Annotated in this window: 15 protein-coding genes; 8 read left to right on the top strand and 7 right to left on the bottom strand. The window is 69.5% G+C overall.

The window, feature by feature from the left end; genetic code table 11:
- Positions 1–6: 6 nt before the first annotated feature.
- Entirely contained in the window at positions 7–999 is a 993-nt protein-coding gene (gene galE / locus AC0LPE_RS09985) for a UDP-glucose 4-epimerase GalE (protein WP_172414945.1), read from the top strand.
- 19 nt (positions 1,000–1,018) lie between these two features.
- On the opposite strand, the gene AC0LPE_RS09980 is transcribed toward galE, so the two are convergent.
- Both AC0LPE_RS09980 and AC0LPE_RS09975 read right to left on the bottom strand, forming a co-directional pair.
- Positions 1,019–2,155, bottom strand: coding sequence for a DUF4192 domain-containing protein (locus AC0LPE_RS09980; RefSeq protein ID WP_088898203.1), 1,137 nt, complete (start codon positions 2,153–2,155; stop codon positions 1,019–1,021).
- A 170-nt stretch (positions 2,156–2,325) separates the two neighbouring features.
- Positions 2,326–3,078: a sensor domain-containing protein gene (locus AC0LPE_RS09975; RefSeq protein ID WP_490606115.1), complete on the bottom strand. Its 753-nt coding sequence runs from the start codon at positions 3,076–3,078 to the stop codon at positions 2,326–2,328.
- 147 nt (positions 3,079–3,225) lie between these two features.
- Here AC0LPE_RS09975 and AC0LPE_RS09970 point away from each other — a divergent pair, with 147 nt between their 5' ends.
- From AC0LPE_RS09970 to AC0LPE_RS09955, 4 genes are all read left to right on the top strand, one after another.
- Positions 3,226–4,248 carry a proteasome assembly chaperone family protein gene (locus AC0LPE_RS09970; RefSeq protein ID WP_160875967.1) on the top strand — a complete coding sequence of 341 codons (1,023 nt, stop codon included), beginning with the start codon at positions 3,226–3,228 and terminating at the stop codon, positions 4,246–4,248.
- Positions 4,249–4,422: 174 nt separating this feature from the next.
- Complete coding sequence (locus tag AC0LPE_RS09965; RefSeq protein ID WP_006551325.1) at positions 4,423–5,460, top strand: alpha/beta fold hydrolase; 1,038 nt, start codon at positions 4,423–4,425, stop codon at positions 5,458–5,460.
- Positions 5,461–5,550: 90 nt separating this feature from the next.
- Positions 5,551–8,055, top strand: coding sequence for a DEAD/DEAH box helicase (locus tag AC0LPE_RS09960; protein WP_160875965.1), 2,505 nt, complete (start codon positions 5,551–5,553; stop codon positions 8,053–8,055).
- Between the two features lie 41 nt (positions 8,056–8,096).
- The gene (locus tag AC0LPE_RS09955; protein WP_490606114.1) at positions 8,097–8,864 is read left to right on the top strand and encodes a LysR substrate-binding domain-containing protein; all 768 of its coding nucleotides are present in this window, start codon (positions 8,097–8,099) and stop codon (positions 8,862–8,864) included.
- 36 nt (positions 8,865–8,900) lie between these two features.
- Here the strand turns inward: AC0LPE_RS09955 and AC0LPE_RS09950 are convergent, their stop codons facing one another.
- Positions 8,901–9,833 carry a hydrogen peroxide-inducible genes activator gene (locus AC0LPE_RS09950; RefSeq protein WP_490606113.1) on the bottom strand — a complete coding sequence of 311 codons (933 nt, stop codon included), beginning with the start codon at positions 9,831–9,833 and terminating at the stop codon, positions 8,901–8,903.
- A gap of 68 nt (positions 9,834–9,901) precedes the next feature.
- On the bottom strand, positions 9,902–10,612 hold the full coding sequence (locus AC0LPE_RS09945; protein ID WP_016692718.1) for a hypothetical protein: 711 nt from the start codon (positions 10,610–10,612) through the stop codon (positions 9,902–9,904).
- Between the two features lie 132 nt (positions 10,613–10,744).
- Here AC0LPE_RS09945 and AC0LPE_RS09940 point away from each other — a divergent pair, with 132 nt between their 5' ends.
- Positions 10,745–11,011, top strand: coding sequence for a hypothetical protein (locus AC0LPE_RS09940; RefSeq protein ID WP_145691764.1), 267 nt, complete (start codon positions 10,745–10,747; stop codon positions 11,009–11,011).
- Here AC0LPE_RS09940 and AC0LPE_RS09935 read toward each other — a convergent pair.
- Positions 10,971–12,164, bottom strand: a complete 1,194-nt coding sequence (locus AC0LPE_RS09935) for an aminotransferase family protein (protein WP_145691872.1) — start codon at positions 12,162–12,164, stop codon at positions 10,971–10,973. The two genes, AC0LPE_RS09940 and AC0LPE_RS09935, sit on opposite strands and share 41 nt — an antisense overlap.
- Positions 12,165–12,289: 125 nt before the next feature.
- On the opposite strand from AC0LPE_RS09935, the gene AC0LPE_RS09930 reads away from it, so the two are divergent.
- Together AC0LPE_RS09930 and hrpA are read left to right on the top strand one after the other, a co-directional pair.
- Entirely contained in the window at positions 12,290–13,252 is a 963-nt protein-coding gene (locus AC0LPE_RS09930) for a TIGR03621 family F420-dependent LLM class oxidoreductase (protein WP_490606112.1), read from the top strand.
- A 50-nt stretch (positions 13,253–13,302) separates the two neighbouring features.
- Positions 13,303–17,196 carry an ATP-dependent RNA helicase HrpA gene (gene hrpA, locus AC0LPE_RS09925; RefSeq protein ID WP_490606111.1) on the top strand — a complete coding sequence of 1,298 codons (3,894 nt, stop codon included), beginning with the start codon at positions 13,303–13,305 and terminating at the stop codon, positions 17,194–17,196.
- 12 nt (positions 17,197–17,208) lie between these two features.
- Here hrpA and nrdR read toward each other — a convergent pair whose 3' ends face one another.
- Positions 17,209–17,679 carry a transcriptional regulator NrdR gene (gene nrdR / locus AC0LPE_RS09920; protein ID WP_059381265.1) on the bottom strand — a complete coding sequence of 157 codons (471 nt, stop codon included), beginning with the start codon at positions 17,677–17,679 and terminating at the stop codon, positions 17,209–17,211.
- Between the two features lie 193 nt (positions 17,680–17,872).
- On the bottom strand, positions 17,873–18,487 hold the full coding sequence (locus AC0LPE_RS09915; RefSeq protein WP_490606110.1) for a LysM peptidoglycan-binding domain-containing protein: 615 nt from the start codon (positions 18,485–18,487) through the stop codon (positions 17,873–17,875).
- Positions 18,488–18,673: the final 186 nt, after the last annotated feature.

Raw genomic sequence — 18,673 nt, 5'->3', positions numbered from 1 at the left:
AAGGGGATGTCCAGCGTGAGACTTCTGGTGACCGGCGGCGCCGGCTATGTGGGCAGCGTGTGCACGACCGTGTTGCTCGAGCAGGGCCACGACGTCGTGGTCGTCGACGACCTGTCCACCGGCAACGCCGGGGCGGTGCCCACCGGTGCCGAGTTCGTCGAGGGCGACATCGCGGCCGTCGCCGACGAACTGCTCTCCGGATCCCGTTTCGACGGCGTCCTCCACTTCGGTGCACAGTCGCTGGTCGGCGAGTCGGTGGAGTTCCCCGAGAAGTACTGGCAGGGCAACGTGGTGACCACCCTCGCCCTGCTCGAGGCCATCCGCCGCTCGGGCACCCCGCGGTTGGTGTTCTCCTCCACCGCCGCGACCTACGGCGAACCCGAGAGCGTGCCGATCACCGAGGACGCACCCACCCGGCCGACCAACCCGTACGGTGCGTCGAAGCTCGCCATCGATCACGCGATCTCGTCGTACGCGCACGCCCACGGTCTCGCGGCGACGAGCCTGCGGTACTTCAACGTCGCCGGCGCCTACGGCGGTGCCGGGGAGAACCGGGTCGTCGAGACGCATCTGATCCCGCTGGTACTGCAGGTCGCTCTCGGTGTGCGCGATCACATCTCGGTCTTCGGCACCGACTGGCCGACCAAGGACGGCACCGCGGTGCGCGACTACATCCACGTCAAGGATCTCGCCGACGCCCACGTACTGGCACTGACGAAGTCCGAGCCCGGCCGCCACGGCATCTACAACCTCGGAAGCGGAGAGGGTTTCACCGTCCGCGAGGTCATCTCGGCGTGCGAGCGGGTCACGGGCCTCCCGATCGCTGCGGTCGACGCGCCGCGCCGCGCCGGTGATCCGGCCGTGCTCATCGCCTCGAGCAGCCGCGCGATCTCCGAGCTCGGATGGAACCCCCAGCACACCGATCTCGACGAGATCGTCTCCGATGCGTGGGAGTTCACCCGGTCCCTCGGCGACCGTCTGCACGCCGCTCGACGCTGATCGAGCGCACCACTCCGGTTCAGGACGGTTCGTCGCCGCGCGGCAGTTCGAGTCCCAGCCGCGCCGCGATCTCGTGTCCGGTCTCCGCGAGGCCGCGGATCGACTCGGGACGCAGTCCCGCCTGCAGGGCCTGGTCGAGCAGATCCGAAAGCCGGTGGCGGGGATCGGATTCGAGGGCCGCTGCGAGCGCAACCCCGGCGAGCGGACCGTCGCCGCGCACGTAGGCACCGAAGCCGACGAGCGCGGCGGCATCGGCCCGCTCGGGATCGGGCAGAGCTCGAGCGAGCTCGGTCCACAGACGCTCCGCCGGCCGCGCGAGCGGTCCGGTCGCGAGTCCCATGGCGGCGTCCCGCACCGTGCGGTTGGCGAGCAGGACGGCCAGCTCGGCGATGTCGGACGCGCTGGGATCCGTTCCGGCGGCGTACGTCTCGATGTGCGCGAGCACGGTCTCGAGTTCGAGACGGTCGGCGCGTTCGCCGCCGCCCTCACGGGCACAGCGTTCGTACTCGCGGTCGCGGGTCTCGACGACCTCGTCGATGCACCGCGCGACCTCCTGCCGCACCGCCGGCGGATACGGCGCGAGCAGCGCGGCGAGTTCGGTGCGGGAGCCGCGGATCGGGCTGCCCTCGAACACCCGGGCCGCCGCGACCACCGAGGACCCGGGATCGGCCACCCTGCCGGTGATGTCCTGGCCGGGCACGAACCAGGTCGCTCCGCCGGTGATCTCCGGAAGCGCGTACACCCCCGCCAGGTCGATGCCGACGGCGTCGAGATGATCGGCGAAGTCGTCGACGAGCCTGCACAGGTCGGCGATCACCGGATCGTGCCGGTCGGCGAGATCGTCGTCGACGAGAACGGCCACCACCGATTCCGCGCCCTCGCGGGCACAGACGGCGCAGAAGCGCCGGAACGCCGCGCGCATGAGCTCGGGGACGGGTTCCCCCGGCCGGGGCAGGACGAGGTCGTGTCGCATCACCGCGCCGATGCTCGCCACCCTGCCGTTCGGGCGGGTCGGGGCGTCTCCGGTCGGGGTCAGGCACATCACGACGATCGAGCGCGTCGGCGGGAAGCCCATCAGTGCGGGCAGGGCAGCGATGACGTCACCGACATCGGTGAGACGGAGCGGATGCGACGACGAAGGCGTGGAAGTTGTCATGCGCCGACCGTGGCCCATCGGTCCGAACGACAAGCGGCGCCGGAGGCCGTTCCGGGGTCTTCTGGGGATGAACCGGCCGGCTGTGGACAACTCCGCGAGCGGCACCGCGATCGGATGCCGGACGGGCGATCCCGTCGGCAGGCGCTGTTAGGGTGCGCGCCCTGCCCCCGTCAGGGACGGGCGGCGAAGTCGACGGCCTCCCGGAACACGCGGTCGAGATTGTCGGTGTCGGGCGCCGCCGCATCGAAGGACATGTACGTGACCGTCACACGCACGTCCTCGATCTGCGCGATCCGCGTGGCCATCGACTGGGTCATGCCGCCCGATCCCCGACCGGAGTCGACCGTGCGGGTCAGGGCCAGCGTCCCGGCTCCGTCGAGGGGCGCAGCGGGATCGTCGCCCAGGACGGTCGAGACGGTCGAGGTGATGCCCCGCACGGTGGCGTCCACCTGCGAGCATTCCGTCAGATAGGTGCGGTACTCGGCGAGGTCCGGAGCAGGCCGGGTGACCTCGACGCTGATCGTCGCGCGACTGGCGTTGTCGGTACCGACCACCATGGCGGTGCTCTCGGGGCCGTAATCCTGCGCGGGCGGCAGACATCCGCCCGGATCGACCCTCGAGCCGGGCTGGATCCCGGTCAGGTCGGGCGCCGCCTGCGCCACCGCCTCCGGTGGGAGGACCACCGCGACGTACGGTTCGGGAAACCGTTCGGGGGGAAGCACCAGTTCGCCCGGTGCCCGGACGATCGCAGGCGCAGGCGCAGGCGCAGGCGCGGACGCGGTTCCTGTCAGGGCTGCCGGTTCGGGCCGGGGGTCGCCGGAGACGGTCTGGGAGCAGGCGGATGCGAGCATCAGGCACGCGGCCGCCACCACGCTCCGGCCGGCCGATGCGCGGCGCCTCGGACGAGTATCGCGTCGGGTCATCCGAACCTCCCTCGGTCGTCGACGTCGGGCAGGGTGTGCGCCCCGGAATCGGTCGTCGTGGCGTCAATTAGACTCGAACACCACCATGCCACGTCGGGTGACCCCGGCGGAGATGCCGAGACTGAGTGTGATCGGAGTGGTTCGCAGATGGACGAGCAGTCCCGCATGTACGAGCTGGAATTCCCGGCTCCGCAGCTCACCTCCCCGGACGGTGAGGGGCCCGTCCTCGTGCACGGTCTCGAAGGGTTCGCCGACGCGGGACACGCGGTGCGCCTGGCGACCACGCACCTGCGCGAGAACTTGGAGACCGAACTCGTCGCGTCGTTCGCCGTCGACGAACTGATCGACTACCGGTCGCGTCGGCCGCTCATGACGTTCAAGGCCGACCACTTCTCGGACTACGCCGAGCCCGAACTGAACCTGTACGCGCTCATCGATGAGGCCGGCACCCCGTTCCTACTGCTCGCGGGTGCCGAGCCGGATCTGAAGTGGGAGCGTTTCATCACCGCGGTGCGGTTGCTCGCCGAGCAGTTCGGGGTGCGGCGGACCATCGGACTCAACGCGATCCCCATGGCGATCCCGCACACCCGGCCGTTGGCGGTCACCGCGCACTCGACGAACAAGGACCTCATCGCGGGGCACCACCGTTGGTCGGGCGAGCTCCAGGTGCCCGCGGGAGTGTCGTCGCTGCTCGAATACCGCATGGGCCAGCACGGGCACGAGTCCGTAGGCTTCTCCGTGCACGTGCCGCACTATCTCGCCCAGACCGACTATCCGGCGGCCGCCGAGACGCTGCTGACGAACGTCGCAGAGGTCGGCGGCCTCGAGCTGTCTCTGCAGGCGCTCGGTGAGGCCGCGGCGCGGGTGCGGGAGCAGATCGACGAGCACATCGAGGACAATGCCGAGGTCCTCGGCGTGGTGCACGCGCTCGAGCGGCAATACGACAGCTACGTCGCCGCCCAGGAACAGCAGACCTCTCCCCTGCCGACCGACGAGAGTCTGCCGACGGGTGAGGAGATCGGGGCGGAGTTCGAGCGGTTCCTCGCCGAATACGACCGGCGCGGCGCCGGTCCCGGCGGCGATCTCCCCGGTCCGGACGACGGAAGAACCGGCGACGGCGGATTCGGCGAGTTCGACCCGGACGACGGGGACGATTCCGCTCCGCGTTGACACCACGGCGGGTTCGCCGGATGTTTCATGATCATCACAATCGTCGTTGTCGACGTCACATACAGACATGTACGCTTCGGCGACATGCCACAGTAGTAGTTGTGTCCGGTTCTCGGCCACGGGTCGGGCAGCCTGACTACCACCACGCGATCACCGACGTCGCAGGAGACGCTCATGGTTCCACCGCGCGCCCGGACGCTCCGCCCGGTTCCGGACAACGAACCCCGCATCGTGTTCCGCACGATCCACGGTTACCGACGCGCGTTCCGCCTGGCCGGAAGCGGTCCCGCACTGCTGCTCGTACACGGAATCGGTGACGACTCGTCGACCTGGCAGGACGTGATCCCGCACCTGGCGGAGAAGTACACCGTGATCGCCCCCGACCTGCTCGGGCACGGTCGATCCGACAAGCCGCGGGCCGACTACTCGGTGGCCGCCTACGCGAACGGTATGCGCGACCTGCTGTCGGTCCTCGGGATCGAATCGGTCACGGTGATCGGCCATTCGCTCGGCGGCGGGGTGGCGATGCAGTTCGCCTACCAGTTCCCGCACATGGTCGAGCGTCTGGTGCTCGTCGCGTCCGGCGGGGTCACCAAGGACGTCCATCTTGCCCTGCGGCTGATCTCGGTGCCGATCGTCAGCGAAGCGCTGCGGGTCCTGCGACTGCCCGGGGCGATGCCCGTCCTGCGCGCTGCCGGCGCGATGCTGAACCGGGTCAACGGATCGCCACTGAGGCCCGGTGCCCTGCTGCACGACACCTCGGATCTGGTGCGCGTGCTGGGGAACCTCCCCGACCCCACGGCCTACGAAGCGTATTTGCGCACGCTGCGCGCGGTGGTCGACTGGCGTGGTCAGGTGGTGACCATGCTCGACCGCTGTTATCTGACGGAGAACCTTCCCGTCCAGCTCATCTGGGGCGATCACGACAGCGTCATCCCCATCGCCCACGCCTATCTCGCGCATTCGGCCATGCCCGGTTCACGTCTCGAGATCTTCCGGGGCTCCGGCCACTTCCCGTTCCGCGACGACCCGCTGCGCTTCCTGCGGGTGGTCGAGAACTTCCTGGAGACCACCGCTCCCCTGGAGTTCGACCTCGACCGCTGGCGCCGGCTCCTCGTGTCGGGCGTGAGCGAGTCGCAGATCAGCGGTGGCCCGGAGACCCGCATGGCGGTGCTCGGCGCGATGGGTTCGGACGAGCGCAGCGCCACCTGACCTGAACTCGACCCAGGGCCACCGACTGCGCTCCTGCAGCGCCGCGCGACCCGCTCCGGTGGGTCGGGTCCTTCCGACTAGCCTGGAGAAGTGCTGCTTCCCGATCTGATACCCGACCCCGTCGACGACGACGCGCTGTTCGACGCGTTCACCACCTGGACGACGGATCGGGGCATCTCGCTGTATCCGGCGCAGGAGGAAGCGCTCATGGAGCTCGTCGCCGGCTCCAACGTCATCCTCGCCACGCCCACCGGTTCGGGTAAGTCGATGGTGGCGCTCGGCGCGCACTTCTTCGCGCTCGCTGCGGGGAAGCGCACCTTCTACACCGCCCCGATCAAGGCGCTGGTGAGCGAGAAGTTCTTCGCCCTGTGCGACGTCTTCGGCGCCGACAAGGTCGGCATGATGACCGGCGACGCGTCGGTCAACGCCGGAGCACCGATCATCTGCGCGACCGCCGAGATCGTCGCGAATCTCGCCTTGCGCGAGGGACCGGACTCCGACATCGGCCAGGTCGTGATGGACGAGTTCCACTTCTATTCGGAACCCGACCGCGGGTGGGCGTGGCAGGTTCCGCTCATCGAGTTGCCGCACGCACAGTTCCTGCTCATGTCCGCGACGCTCGGCGACGTGACCTTCCTGCAGAAGGATCTGACCCGGCGCACCGGACGGCCGACGGTGGAGGTCTCGGGCTCCGAACGTCCGGTCCCGCTGACCTTCTCGTACTCGCAGGCGCCCATCGGGGAAGCGATCGAGGAGCTCGTCACCACGCATCAGGCTCCCGTCTACGTCGTGCACTTCACCCAGGCCGCGGCCCTCGAGCGCGCCCAGGCCCTGACCAGCGTGAACATGTGCACGAAGGCCGAGAAGGAGGCAATCGCCACCGCGCTGGGCGACTTCCGGTTCTCCACCGGTTTCGGCAAGACCCTCTCGCGTCTCGTCCGGCACGGTATCGGCGTGCACCACGCGGGCATGCTGCCGAAGTACCGGCGCCTGATCGAGAAGCTCGCGCAGGACGGGCTGCTGAAGGTCATCTGCGGCACCGACACGCTCGGCGTCGGCATCAACGTCCCGATCCGCACCGTGTTGCTCACGGGCCTGACGAAGTTCGACGGCACCCGCACCCGGCAGCTCAAGGCCCGCGAGTTCCACCAGATCGCCGGTCGTGCAGGTCGCGCCGGATACGACACGATGGGCACGGTCGTCGTGCAGGCCCCCGAGCACGAGATCGAGAACGTCCGGGCCCTCGCCAAGGCCGGGGACGACCCGAAGAAGCGCCGGAAGGTGCAGCGCAAGAAGGCACCCGAAGGGTTCGTCTCGTGGGGTGAGGGCACCTTCGACAAGCTGATCGCGGCGTCGCCCGAACCGCTGCAGTCGCGGTTCTCGGTGAGCAACTCGATGCTGCTCAACGTCATTGCGCGACCGGGCAACTGCTTCGACGCGATGCGGCACCTGCTCGAGGACAACCACGAACCCCGTCCGGCGCAGCGCAAGCACATCCTCAAGGCGATCTCGCTGTACCGGGGGCTGCTGCAGGCGGGCGTGGTCCAGCAGCTCGACGAGCCGGACGAGTTCGGGCGCCGGGCCCGTCTCACCGTCGACCTGCAACGCGACTTCGCGCTCAACCAGCCGCTGTCGCCGTTCGCGCTCGCAGCGATCGAACTGCTCGACGTCGACTCCCCCACCTACGCACTCGATGTGGTGTCCGTCATCGAGTCGACGCTCGACGATCCGCGTCAGGTGCTCATGGCGCAGCAGCATGCCGCGCGCGGTGAGGCCGTCACGCAGATGAAGGCCGACGGCATCGAGTACGACGAGCGGATGGAACTGCTCGAGGAGATCACCTGGCCCAAGCCGCTCGTGGAACTGCTCGAGCCGGCCTTCGAGACGTATCGGGGTGGGCATCCCTGGGTGTCGGAGTTCCCGCTGTCCCCGAAGTCGGTGGTGCGCGACATGATCGAGCGCAGCATGACCTTCTCCGAGCTGGTCTCGCACTACGGTCTGGCCCGCTCCGAGGGATTGGTCCTGCGCTATCTCGCCGACGCCTACCGCGCGCTGCGGCAGACGGTGCCGGACGCCGCGCGCACGGAGGACCTCGAGGACATCATCGAGTGGCTCGGTGAGCTGATCCGCCAGGTCGACTCGTCGTTGCTCGACGAGTGGGAGTCGCTGACCCACCCCGGGGCGGAATCCGACGAGCAGCAGATCGCGTTCGGCGCCGACTCCCCTCGCCCGTTGTCCGCGAACGTCCGTGCGTTCAAGGTCATGGTCCGCAACGCGATGTTCAAGCGGGTCGAGCTGGCCTCGCGTCGACGCTGGGACGAACTCGCGGCCCTCGGCGACGGTCTCGATGCCGAGGACTGGGAGGACCTGCTCGAGCTGTACTTCGAGGAGTACGACGAGATCGGCACCGGCCCCGACGCGCGCGGGCCGTTGTTGTTCACCGTCGAGACGGGTCCGGAACTGTGGCGGGTGCGTCAGACCCTGCACGACCCGCAGGGGGATCACGGCTGGGCGTTGATCGGCGAGGTGAATCTCGGTGAGTCCGATGCCGCCGGCGAAGTGGTGTTCGATGAGTTCGAGATCGTCGAGGGTTGATCGTCGCAGGCGGCGGGTCCCGGGAGCGGTAGCCTGACTCGGTGAGCGAACCGACCGTGCAACCCTTCCGCTTGGCCTACGTCCCGGGTGTCACCCCCGCGAAGTGGGTGCGGGTGTGGAACGAACGGATTCCGGACGTCCCGATCGAACTGGTCCCCGTCGAACCGACGGCAGGTGCGGATCCGCTGCGCGAGGACGTCGCCGACATCGCGCTGCTGCGCCTGCCGCTGCAGCGGGACGGCCTGTCGGTCATCCCGCTCTACACCGAGGTCTCCGTCGTGGTCGTGCCCAAGGAGCACGTGTTCGCGGCGGTCGACGAGGTGTCGGTGTCCGACCTCGCCGACGAGACGGTGCTGCATCCGCTCGACGACGTGCTCGACTGGGTCGCCCTCCCCGGTGAGGAGGCCTTCGAACGGCCCGCGACCACCGAGGACGCGATCTCGCACGTCGCCTCGGAGGTGGGTGTGCTCGTCACGCCGCAATCGCTCGCCCGCCTGCACCACCGCCGCGACCTGACCTACCGTCCCGTCGTCGACGCGCCGGCGTCCCAGGTGGGTCTCGTGTGGATCACCGACCGGACGACCGACCTCGTCGACGAGTTCGTCGGGATCGTCCGGGGGCGGACGGCCAACAGTTCTCGTGGACGCCGCAGTGATTCGGAGCCGGAAGGCGAGTCGGGCGGCACCTCGCGTCGTGGCGAACGCAAGGGCTCGGCCCCCAAGCGCCGCGCGCCGGAACCCAAGACGTCCCGCCGGGCGGGGGCGTCCGCGCGGAAGCGCCCCGGAAAACCCCGACGCGGTAAGCGCTGATCGACACGACGCGGTCGGCGCTGATCGGGGTCGTGGTCAGGAGACGACGGGGCGGCAGGTGGGCGGCACGCAGCCACGGATGGTCTCGGCGAGGATGCGGTAGTCGACTCCGCGCGGGGACGACGAGCGGAACACCAGTCCGATCCGGCGGCCGGGTGCCGGGTCCGCGAAGTGCGCGACCTCGAGGTCTCCCCTGGCGGTTTCGACGGCGACCGCGGAGGCCGGGACGAGGGTGATGCCCAATCGTCCTGCGACGCAGCGCAACACGGTGGACAGGGAGGTCGCGCGGGTGTCGCCGAGTGCCGGTCGTGCGTCGACGGACCGGCACAGGTCGAGTGTCTGGTCGCGCAGGCAGTGGCCTTCGTCGAGCAGCAGCAGTTGAGCGTCGTCGAGTGCGGACACCGAGAGGTCGGTGCGCCCGGCGAGTTCGTGTCCGGTCGGCAGGACGAGGACGAAATCCTCGTCGTACAGAGGAACTTCGATCACACCCGAGACGTCGGCGGGCAGCGCGAGGACGGCGACGTCGAGGGTTCCGGCTCGCAGTGCGTCGAGGAGCCGGGCGGTCTGGTCCTCGACGACCTGCAGCGACAGGGCCGGCATCGCTGCGTCGAGGGCGGGCAGGATCTCGGGCAGGACGTAGGGCGCGACGGTGGGGATCAAGCCCACCCGCAGCGGGCCCGACAGCCCGTCGGACACTCCTGCCGCCGCGTCGACGAAGCCGTCGGCGGCGTCGAGCACCACCTCCGCGTAGGGAAGCAGGCGTGCGCCCACCGGTGTCACGAGCACACGGCGGGTGCTGCGCTCGATGAGCTGGACGCCCAGGCCGTTCTCGAGAGCCGCCAGGCCCTGGGACAGTGTGGGCTGGCTGACCTCGAGTCGCGCTGCTGCCGTGCCGAAGTGGCGGTAGGTGGCCACCGCGACGAAGGCACGCAGCTGCGAGAGGGTGGGCTGGTAGCTCTGATCGCTCACGCCTATCAGTGTAGAGCGACCTATCGCCTTTACCTTTCGCAGCTATCGGACTACGCCGGCCGCGGGCCCTACGACGTCGAGCCTGCCGCCTTGCCGGCAGCGAGGTCGTCCTCGTCGAGCACGACCTCGATCTCGCCACCGAACTCCACACCGGGGGCGAGCGGCAGCCGATCGCCACTCCAGAACCGGCCGGGGTCGTACCAGTTGCTCCCCCGGTGCCGTTGCCGCAGCAATCCCATCTCCTCCAGGGTCAGACCGACCACCTCGGCGCAGTAGGCGCTCTCGAGCCCACCCGACGGGACGGCCGCACGGCGGCGACGTGGGAGCCGACCCGCGAACCATCGCCCCGTCAGTTTCGTCGTCGACGGGAACGGTGTGCCGTCGAGCCGCGCGATCGTGCGCAGCAGCTGGTCCTCCTGATCCGGGGTGACCGCCACCGAGATCTGCCGCAACCAGCCGCGCTGTCCGTAACGAGCGGCCCACACCTGCACCGCACTACGAAGGTCGTGCAGCTGCACGCCGCGCTGGTGCCGCCCCGTCCACATGTCCGGGAGGCTGCGTCCGAGCTCGGCGTGCCACATCAGCGGCGGTAGGTCCTCGAGCGCGACCGTCATCCCCACGTGGTTCACCGGCGCGTTGGTCAGCGTCTGGATCGCCCGGTCGGCCGGGGTGGCGCCGCGGAAGATCCACAGGTCCCCCGTGCGAGTCGTCGCCACGGCCTCGTCGAGGGTGAGACGCGAACGCGCACCGGCGGACCGATCTGCCGACGAAGTGTCCATGCCGTGAGCCTGCCATGCCCGACGGCCGCTGGGGTCGTCCGCACGGCCCCGAGGGCCGCTGGGGTCGTCCGCACGGCCCCGAGGGCCGCTGGGGTCGTCCGCACGGCCGCGACGGCCGCTAGGGTCGTCCGCATGACACTGCGCGGTGGCAAGTGGTGGAAGCTCGTCGGACTCGCCGGGATCGTGGGAGTCGCGGCGACCGGTGCCGTCACCGCCCGCAACGAGCGACAACGACGGAACTACAGCCCCGACGAGGTGCGGTCGGTACTGCACGAACGCTATGCGCGTTCGCTCGCCGCACGCGACGGCAGCGCCGAACTCCCCCTCGCCGAGGTACCGGCCGGGCCGAAGGAACGGATCAGCCGAGTGCTGCGGCGATTCCGTCGGCGAGATCGGTGATCTGCTCGTCGGTCATCACGAACGACGGGGAGATCTGCATCGCGCCCTGACCGGCCGCTCGTCCCGAGATCCCGTGCTGCCGCAGGGTCTTCACGAAACCGAGCGCCTCGGACGGATCGGCGAGCTGCACGGCCGCCACCGCACCGAGGCCGCTGCGCACCTCCGCCACCCGCGGGTGGTCCGCCAGCGGAGCGAGCTTCTCGTGCAGCGTCCGCTCGATCCGCGCCGCCTCGGCGAGCAGATTCTCACGCTCGATGATGTCGAGGTTGGCGAGCGCGGCCGCTGCGGCTGCAGCATGCCCGCCGTAGGTGTATCCGTGGCGCCACCACACGCCGCCGGCGAAGAACGGTTCGGCGACCCGCGGAGCGACGAACAGGGCGCCCATCGGCAGGTAGCCGGAGGTGAGTCCCTTGGCGGTGGTGACCATGTCGGGATCCAGGTCGAATCGCGACGACGCGAACCACGAACCGCCGATACGACCGAAGCCGGTGACCACCTCGTCGACGACGAACAGGATGTCGTGCTCGCGGCAGATGTCGCGGATCTCGGCGAGATAGCCGTCCGGCGGCAGGTACACCCCGCCCGCACCGATGACGGGTTCGCAGAAGAAGGCCGCGATGGAGTCGGCACCGACCGAATCGACGAGTTCGAGCAGCGCCTTGGCGTCGTCCCACGCAACCCGCGCGGTGTCCTCCCACAGGCGGCCGTAGCCCTCACCGTTGACGGGGATACCGGCGAGCGAGGTGCCACCGACGTGCATGCCGTGGTACGCCTTCTCGCGCGAGACCAGCAGCCGCTTGCCGGGCTTCCCGACCTCCTGCCAGTACCGCCGCGCGAGCTTGGCCGCCGAGTCGACGGAGTCGGATCCACCGGAGGTGAAGAAGATCTTGCTGCCCGGAACGGGGGCGATCCCCGCGAGACGCTCGGCGAGTTCGACGGTGGGTTCGGAGGTCAGATCGCCGAAGTTCGAGTAGTGGGCGAGCTTGGCGACCTGCGCTGCGATCGCGTCGCCGATCTCGGTACGGCCGTGACCGACATTGGTGAACCACAGTCCGGCGGTGGCATCGAGGTAGCGGTTGCCGGCGTCGTCCCAGATGTACGCGCCTTCCCCGCGCGACACGACGAATGCGCCGTCCCGTTCGATCGCGCCCATATCGGCGAATCCGTGCCACAACGCACCCACGACCAACTCCCGTCCACGACGATCACGACACCCGTCATCGTATGCGGAGGAAACGACTCTGGTGCCGGAGGCCCGAACCCGCCACCCTGGGTGCCATGACCGAGTTCCGCTTCTCCGTCAACATCTTCGAGGTCGGGTCCCCCGACGAGTTCGTTCGCTGGTGCCGCGCCGTCGAGGACGCCGGCTTCGATGCGGTGTACGCGGCCGACCATCTCGGTGTCCCCGCGCCGTTCCCCGTCCTGGCCGCCGCCGGCGCCACCGAGCGTCTGCGGGTCGGCACGATGGTGCTCAACGCCGGTTTCTGGAATCCGGCACTGCTCGCCCGCGAGATCGCGACCACCGATCTGCTCACCGGCGGCCGTCTCGAGGTCGGTCTCGGCGCAGGCCACATGAGATGGGAGTTCGAGGCGGCCGGGATCGAGTGGGAGCGCTTCGACGAGCGCGCCGAGCGTCTCGAATCCACCGTGCAGGAACTGCAGCGATCGTTCACCGGGTCCGGTTTCGACGAGCAGGCGGCGCTGCGCGAAGCGTTCGATCTGCCCGTGCTCCGTCCGGTACAGCGGCGCGGATTCGGCGGCTACGGCCCGCCCCTGATCGTCGGAGGCACCGGCGACCGGATCCTGTCCGTCGCCGCCGCCCATGCCGACATCGTGAGTGTCGCGGGTGCCGTCCAGCTGCCGGGGAGGCCACCGGGGACGTTCCGCATCGCCACCGCGACCGAGGCCGACGACCGTGTCGCGTTCGCGCGGGCGCGGGCCGGCGACCGGGTCGAGGACATCGAGTGGCACACCCTGCTCCAGGCGGTCGTCGAGACCGACGACCGGGCGGGCACCGCCGCCGCGCTCGCCGAGCGGTTCGAGCACACCGTCGGCGCCGACGACCTGCTCGACTCGCCGTTCGTGCTGATCGGCACGGTGGACGAGATGGCCGGGCAGATCCTGCGCAGCCGGGAGCGCTACGGGTTCACCCACTTCACGGTCCACGCCCCGTACCGGGAGATCTTCGGCGCGGTGATCGGCCGGGTGCGTGCCCTGGCGGGCCGACCACCGGAGGCCTGACCTCCCCGACCGGCCCCGACCGGGCCGTTTCGCTAGGCTGTGTGATCAGCATGTCCATCTCCCCCGCCCCGAATCGTCGCGAACTGCGCGCTGCCCTGTCCGAGGTCTCCCTCCGCGACGAGAACCGCCTCCGTCGCAGGCTCGACCGGGCGCGGGGCGGCGAGGCGCTGACCGAGGTCGCCGCCGAGATCGAGAACGCCCGCACCCGGCTCGCGTCCCGCGCGTCGTCGGTCCCGCAGATCCGCTATCCCGAGGATCTGCCGGTCTCGCAGCGCAAGGACGACATCGCCGCCGCGATCCGCGACCACCAGGTCGTGGTGGTCGCCGGTGAGACCGGTTCGGGCAAGACGACGCAGATCCCGAAGATCTGTCTCGAACTCGGGCGTGGGGTTCGCGGCCTGATCGGCCACACCCAGCCGCGCCGTATCGCCGCGCGCGCCGTCGCCGAGCGACTCGCGGACGAACTGGACACCGAGCTCGGCGACGCCGTCGGATACACGGTGCGGTTCAACGATCAGGTCACCGAGTCGACACTCGTCAAGCTGATGACCGACGGCATCCTCCTCGCCGAGATCCAGCGCGACCGGCTGCTGCGCCGGTACGACACGCTCATCATCGACGAGGCGCACGAACGCAGCCTCAACATCGACTTCCTGCTCGGTTACCTCGCGCAGCTGCTTCCGCGTCGTCCCGACCTGAAGGTGATCATCACCTCGGCGACGATCGACCCCGAACGTTTCGCGCGCCACTTCGCCGACGCGAACGGCACGCCCGCCCCCATCGTCGAGGTCTCCGGCCGCACCTATCCCGTCGAGGTGCGTTACCGGCCGCTGACCGTCGAGGCGGGCGACACGCTCGTCGACCGCGACCCCGTCGACGCCGTGTGCGAGGCCGTCGAGGAACTCCAGCGCGAGGGCGACGGCGACATCCTGGTCTTCCTCTCCGGCGAACGCGAGATCCGCGACACCGCCGACGCACTGCGCGACCGTAAGCTCCGCAACACCGAGATCCTCCCGCTCTACGGACGCCTGTCGGCGGCCGAACAGCACCGCGTCTTCGCACCGCACACAGGACGCCGGGTCGTGTTGTCCACCAACGTCGCCGAGACGTCCCTGACGGTTCCCGGTATCCGCTACGTCGTCGACCCCGGCACCGCCCGTATCTCGCGGTACTCGGTGCGCACGAAGGTGCAGCGACTGCCGATCGAGCCGATCTCGCAGGCCTCGGCGCGTCAGCGCGCGGGGCGCTGCGGTCGCGTCGCCGACGGCATCTGTATCCGCCTGTACTCGGAGGACGACTTCGACGGTCGGCCGGAATTCACCGAACCCGAGATCCTGCGCACCAACCTCGCGTCGGTGGTGCTGCAGATGACGGCGCTCGGACTCGGCGACATCGAGGCCTTCCCGTTCGTGGAGGCACCGGATCCCCGCGCGATCCGCGACGGCATCGCTCTGCTCGAGGAACTCGGCGCGCTCGAACCGGCGAAGAAGGGCGAGACGCCGCGCCTGACCGCGACGGGCCGCGAGATCGCCCGGCTTCCTGTCGATCCGCGCATGGCCCGGATGATCGTCGAGGGCCACCGCAACGGATGCCTGCGCGAGGTGCTCATCATCGTCGCGGCCCTGTCGATCCAGGACGTGCGCGAACGCCCGACCGAGTTCCAGCAGGCCGCCGACGAGAAGCACGCCCGGTTCGCCGTCGAGGGCTCGGACTTCCTGGCCTTCCTGCGGCTGTGGGACTACCTGAAGGAACAACGGCGGGAACTGTCGTCGAGCAGGTTCCGCAGGTTGTGCCGCGACGAGTTCCTGCACTGGCTGCGGATCCGTGAGTGGCAGGACCTGCAGGGGCAGCTCCGTCAGATCACGGTCGACATGGGCTGGCAGACGCACCACCGCGACGTGAATCCCGACGACGTCCACAAGTCGCTGCTCGCAGGCCTGCTGTCGCACATCGGTCTTCGCGAGGGCGACAAGCGCGACTTCCTCGGTGCCCGCGGCGCACGGTTCGCGATCTTCCCCGGATCGTCGTTGTTCAAGAAGCCTCCGCGCTGGGTCATGGCGGCCGAACTCGTGGAGACCTCACGGCTGTGGGCGCGGACGGCCGCGCGCATCGAACCCGAATGGGTCGAGAAGCTCGCTCCGCACCTGGTCAAGCGCACCTACTCGGAGCCGCACTGGTCGACGCGCCGAGAGTCGGCGATGGCCTACGAACGCGTCACGCTCTACGGCATCCCGCTGATCGCCCAGCGTCCCGTGCCGTACGGACGGATCGATCCGGAGGTCTCGCGAGAGCTGTTCATCCGCCACGCCCTCGTGCAGGGCGAATGGCGCACGCAGCACAAGTTCTTCCACGACAACCGGGCGCTGCTCGAGGACGTCGAGGAACTCGAACACCGTGCGCGCCGGCGCGACATCGTCGTCGATGACGAGACCCTGTTCGACTTCTACGACCAGCGGGTGGGCCCGGAGGCGATCTCGGCCCGGCACTTCGACATGTGGTGGAAGAAGACCCGGAAGCAGCAACCCGACCTGCTGACGTTCACGCCGGACACCGTGGTGAACCAGGACGCCGCGTCGGTGCTCGAGGGCGACTACCCGGATGCGTGGCGTCAGGGCGAGATCCAGTTCCCCCTCACCTACCAATTCGAGCCGGGCACGGAGGAGGACGGCGTCACCGCACGCGTCCCCGTCGCGCTGCTCGCGAACCTCAAGTCCGTCGGTTTCGACTGGCTCGTACCCGGGATGCGGACCGAGCTGGTGACGGCCCTCATCAAGACCCTGCCGAAACACCTTCGGAGGCAGGTCGTCCCGGCTCCCGATTTCGCGGCGGCCGCCCTCGCGTCGGTGACGCCGCGCTCCGAACCGCTCGTCAACGCGATGGCCCGCGAGCTGTCGCGGCTCGGCCGGTGCACGATCGAGCCCTCGGACTTCGATACCGGTGCGTTGCCCGACCATCTGCGGATGACCTTCGCGGCGGTCGACGAACGCGGCACCGTGCTGGGCCGCAGCAAGAGTCTGGCGGCGCTGCGGAAGAAGCTGGCTCCGCGGGTCGAAGCGGAGGTCTCGCGCGCCGCTGCGGGCACCGAACGTCCCGCGGCGGTGGTGTGGACGGCCGAGACCCTCGGGAACCTGCCGGAGACCGTCACCCGTGAGGTCGGCGGCCGGAAGGTCACCGGTTATCCCGCCCTGGTTGCGGAGAAGGACGGCGTCGCGGTGCGCGTGCTCAGCACACCGCAGGCCCAGCAGAACGCGACGCGTCAGGGGTTGCGTGCCCTGCTTCTGTCGTCGGCACCGACGAAGGCGAAGGCCGTGACCTCGGGACTGACCAACATGGAGCGACTCGCGCTCGGGCGGAACCCGGACGGATCGTTCGAAGCGCTGATCGAGGACTGCCGTGCCTGCGCGGTGGACGAACTCATCGCCGCGCACGGAGCTCCCGTGCGCACACCCGAGGAGTTCGAGGCGCTCGCGGCCACGGTGCGCTCACATCTGCCGGGGCGCGTGGCCCGTCTGTTGAAAGCGGTTGTGCCCGTGCTGTCCCGCGCCCACGAGGCGGGTGTGCTCCTCGATCGGTCGAACGGCGAGGCTGCCGACGACGTACGCGAACAGCTGCAGTCGTTGCTGTTCCCCGGCTTCGTCACCGACCTCGGATCGCGGCGGATCGCCGACCTGCCGCGCTACCTCACCGCGGCCGCGCAGCGCCTGGAGGCGTTGCCGGCAAGTGCGCATCGCGACGCGGCGGGAATGGATGTGCTCGATCGCGTCTACGGCGCCTACGACAAGCTGCTCGCACGACTGCCGGAGGAGCGACGTGCCGCACCCGAGGTGGTCGAGATCTACTGGATGATCGAGGAATTGCGCGTGAGCCTGTTCGCGCAGGGTCTCGGGACGCGGATCCCGGTGTCGGAGAAGCGCGTCCTGAAGGCGATCGACGCGATCCGGTAGCGACCGAAACCGTCAGTCGGTCGCGTCCGAGCGGGACTTCTTGTGCTCGCGCAGTTCCTGGATCTCGCGTTCGAAATCCTCTGCGGAACTGAAGGAACGGTAGACCGAGGCGAATCGCAGATAGGCGACCTCGTCGAGATCGCGCAGGGGCCCGAGGATCGCCAGTCCCACCTCGTGGCTCGGGACCTCGGGGGATCCCTTCGCCCGCACCGCGTCCTCGACCTGCTGCGCGAGCTTGTTGAGCGCATCGTTGTCGACATCGCGTCCCTGGCAGGCACGGGCCACGCCGCGCACGACCTTCTCGCGGCTGAACGGCTCGGTCACGCCGCTGCGCTTGACGACGGACAGCACGGCCGTCTCGACTGTGGTGAAGCGGCGCCCGCATTCGGGACACGCCCGCCGACGACGGATCGCGGCACCCTCGTCTGCCTCGCGCGAATCGACCACCCGGGAATCGGGGTGGCGGCAATACGGGCAGTACATGTCGGTTCCTTCGTCGTGCCCGTGCGGGTCGCGACGTCGGCGCCGAAGCAATGTCTCCCGACCGGAACCGTCTCCACCCGCGAGTGGGCCGACACCGCCGCAACCACACGGAGTGGTGTGACTGACAGTGTTAGACAATACCCGCCTGTCCGGTTCGGGCGCGGATCGCGGGTCGGGCAGGGCCACGACACCCTCATCCCCGGGAGGAATCCGGCACGAGGAGACGGCTTCCGGCCTGCACGGCCGTACCGTCGAGCGAGTTGAGGTCGGCGATCCTCGCCACCGTGACGTCGACCGGAGCATCGGGCCACACGCGAGCGGCCAACGCCTCCAGGCTCTCCCCCTCGCGTACGACCGTGACCGTGGTGCCGGCGCCCTGCGGGATCACCTCATCGGTACGCACGTGGGCGAGCACGAGGAGCATCGTCGTCGCGAGCGCGGTGAGGAGCACCGTCGCGGCCATCTGCCGCCAACTCGTCCCCTCCGCAGGCCGGCGACTGCGCGGCGTGATCTCCGAGCGACGGTGCAGGGGTTCGCGCGAGGGTGCGGCGACATATTCGCGATATTCGCGCGTGGGCGCGGCGACGCGCGGTCTCGTCCGCGCCGGGACACGGGTGCGATGATGCAGCGTCGACGTCGCGATCGGCCGGATGCGATACGCCGCCGCCCCGGGTGCACCTGCTCCGGGCGGGCCCGTGACGGTCCGTCCTGCCGTGCTCGTCCGGACTGAGGCACCGGTTCGGGCCACAGCGCCCTGTCGCGCCGTACCCACCGGAACCGCCGTGTCGATCCGAACCGCTCTGCTCATCGGAAATCCTCCGTGTCGCTGTGCGTGGTCTTCCGACCTCGACCGTGTCGCTGTGCGTGGTCTCACGACCCCGTTCGATCAGTCGCTCATGTGTTCGAACGAAAGTCTGTTCGAATGTTCTACCACGAGTCGCACCCCGACGACAGCTCCTCGGAGGGTGAATCTCGAACATCTGTTTGATATACG

This window comes from Rhodococcus sp. S3 (assembly GCF_058211795.1).
This window is presented reverse-complemented; position numbering and strand designations above follow the sequence as displayed.

What these genes read in the sequence shown, in the direction of transcription:
- AC0LPE_RS09930 (WP_490606112.1), top strand. Translation starts at nt 12,290, where the DNA reads ATGACCGAGTTCCGCTTCTCCGTCAACATCTTCGAGGTCGGGTCCCCC.
- AC0LPE_RS09915 (WP_490606110.1), bottom strand. Translation starts at nt 18,487, where the DNA reads ATGAGCAGAGCGGTTCGGATCGACACGGCGGTTCCGGTGGGTACGGCG.
- galE (WP_172414945.1), top strand. Translation starts at nt 7, where the DNA reads ATGTCCAGCGTGAGACTTCTGGTGACCGGCGGCGCCGGCTATGTGGGC.
- hrpA (WP_490606111.1), top strand. Translation starts at nt 13,303, where the DNA reads ATGTCCATCTCCCCCGCCCCGAATCGTCGCGAACTGCGCGCTGCCCTG.
- nrdR (WP_059381265.1), bottom strand. Translation starts at nt 17,679, where the DNA reads ATGTACTGCCCGTATTGCCGCCACCCCGATTCCCGGGTGGTCGATTCG.
- AC0LPE_RS09980 (WP_088898203.1), bottom strand. Translation starts at nt 2,155, where the DNA reads ATGACAACTTCCACGCCTTCGTCGTCGCATCCGCTCCGTCTCACCGAT.
- AC0LPE_RS09940 (WP_145691764.1), top strand. Translation starts at nt 10,745, where the DNA reads ATGACACTGCGCGGTGGCAAGTGGTGGAAGCTCGTCGGACTCGCCGGG.
- AC0LPE_RS09945 (WP_016692718.1), bottom strand. Translation starts at nt 10,612, where the DNA reads ATGGACACTTCGTCGGCAGATCGGTCCGCCGGTGCGCGTTCGCGTCTC.
- AC0LPE_RS09975 (WP_490606115.1), bottom strand. Translation starts at nt 3,078, where the DNA reads ATGACCCGACGCGATACTCGTCCGAGGCGCCGCGCATCGGCCGGCCGG.
- AC0LPE_RS09970 (WP_160875967.1), top strand. Translation starts at nt 3,226, where the DNA reads ATGGACGAGCAGTCCCGCATGTACGAGCTGGAATTCCCGGCTCCGCAG.
- AC0LPE_RS09935 (WP_145691872.1), bottom strand. Translation starts at nt 12,164, where the DNA reads ATGGGCGCGATCGAACGGGACGGCGCATTCGTCGTGTCGCGCGGGGAA.
- AC0LPE_RS09965 (WP_006551325.1), top strand. Translation starts at nt 4,423, where the DNA reads ATGGTTCCACCGCGCGCCCGGACGCTCCGCCCGGTTCCGGACAACGAA.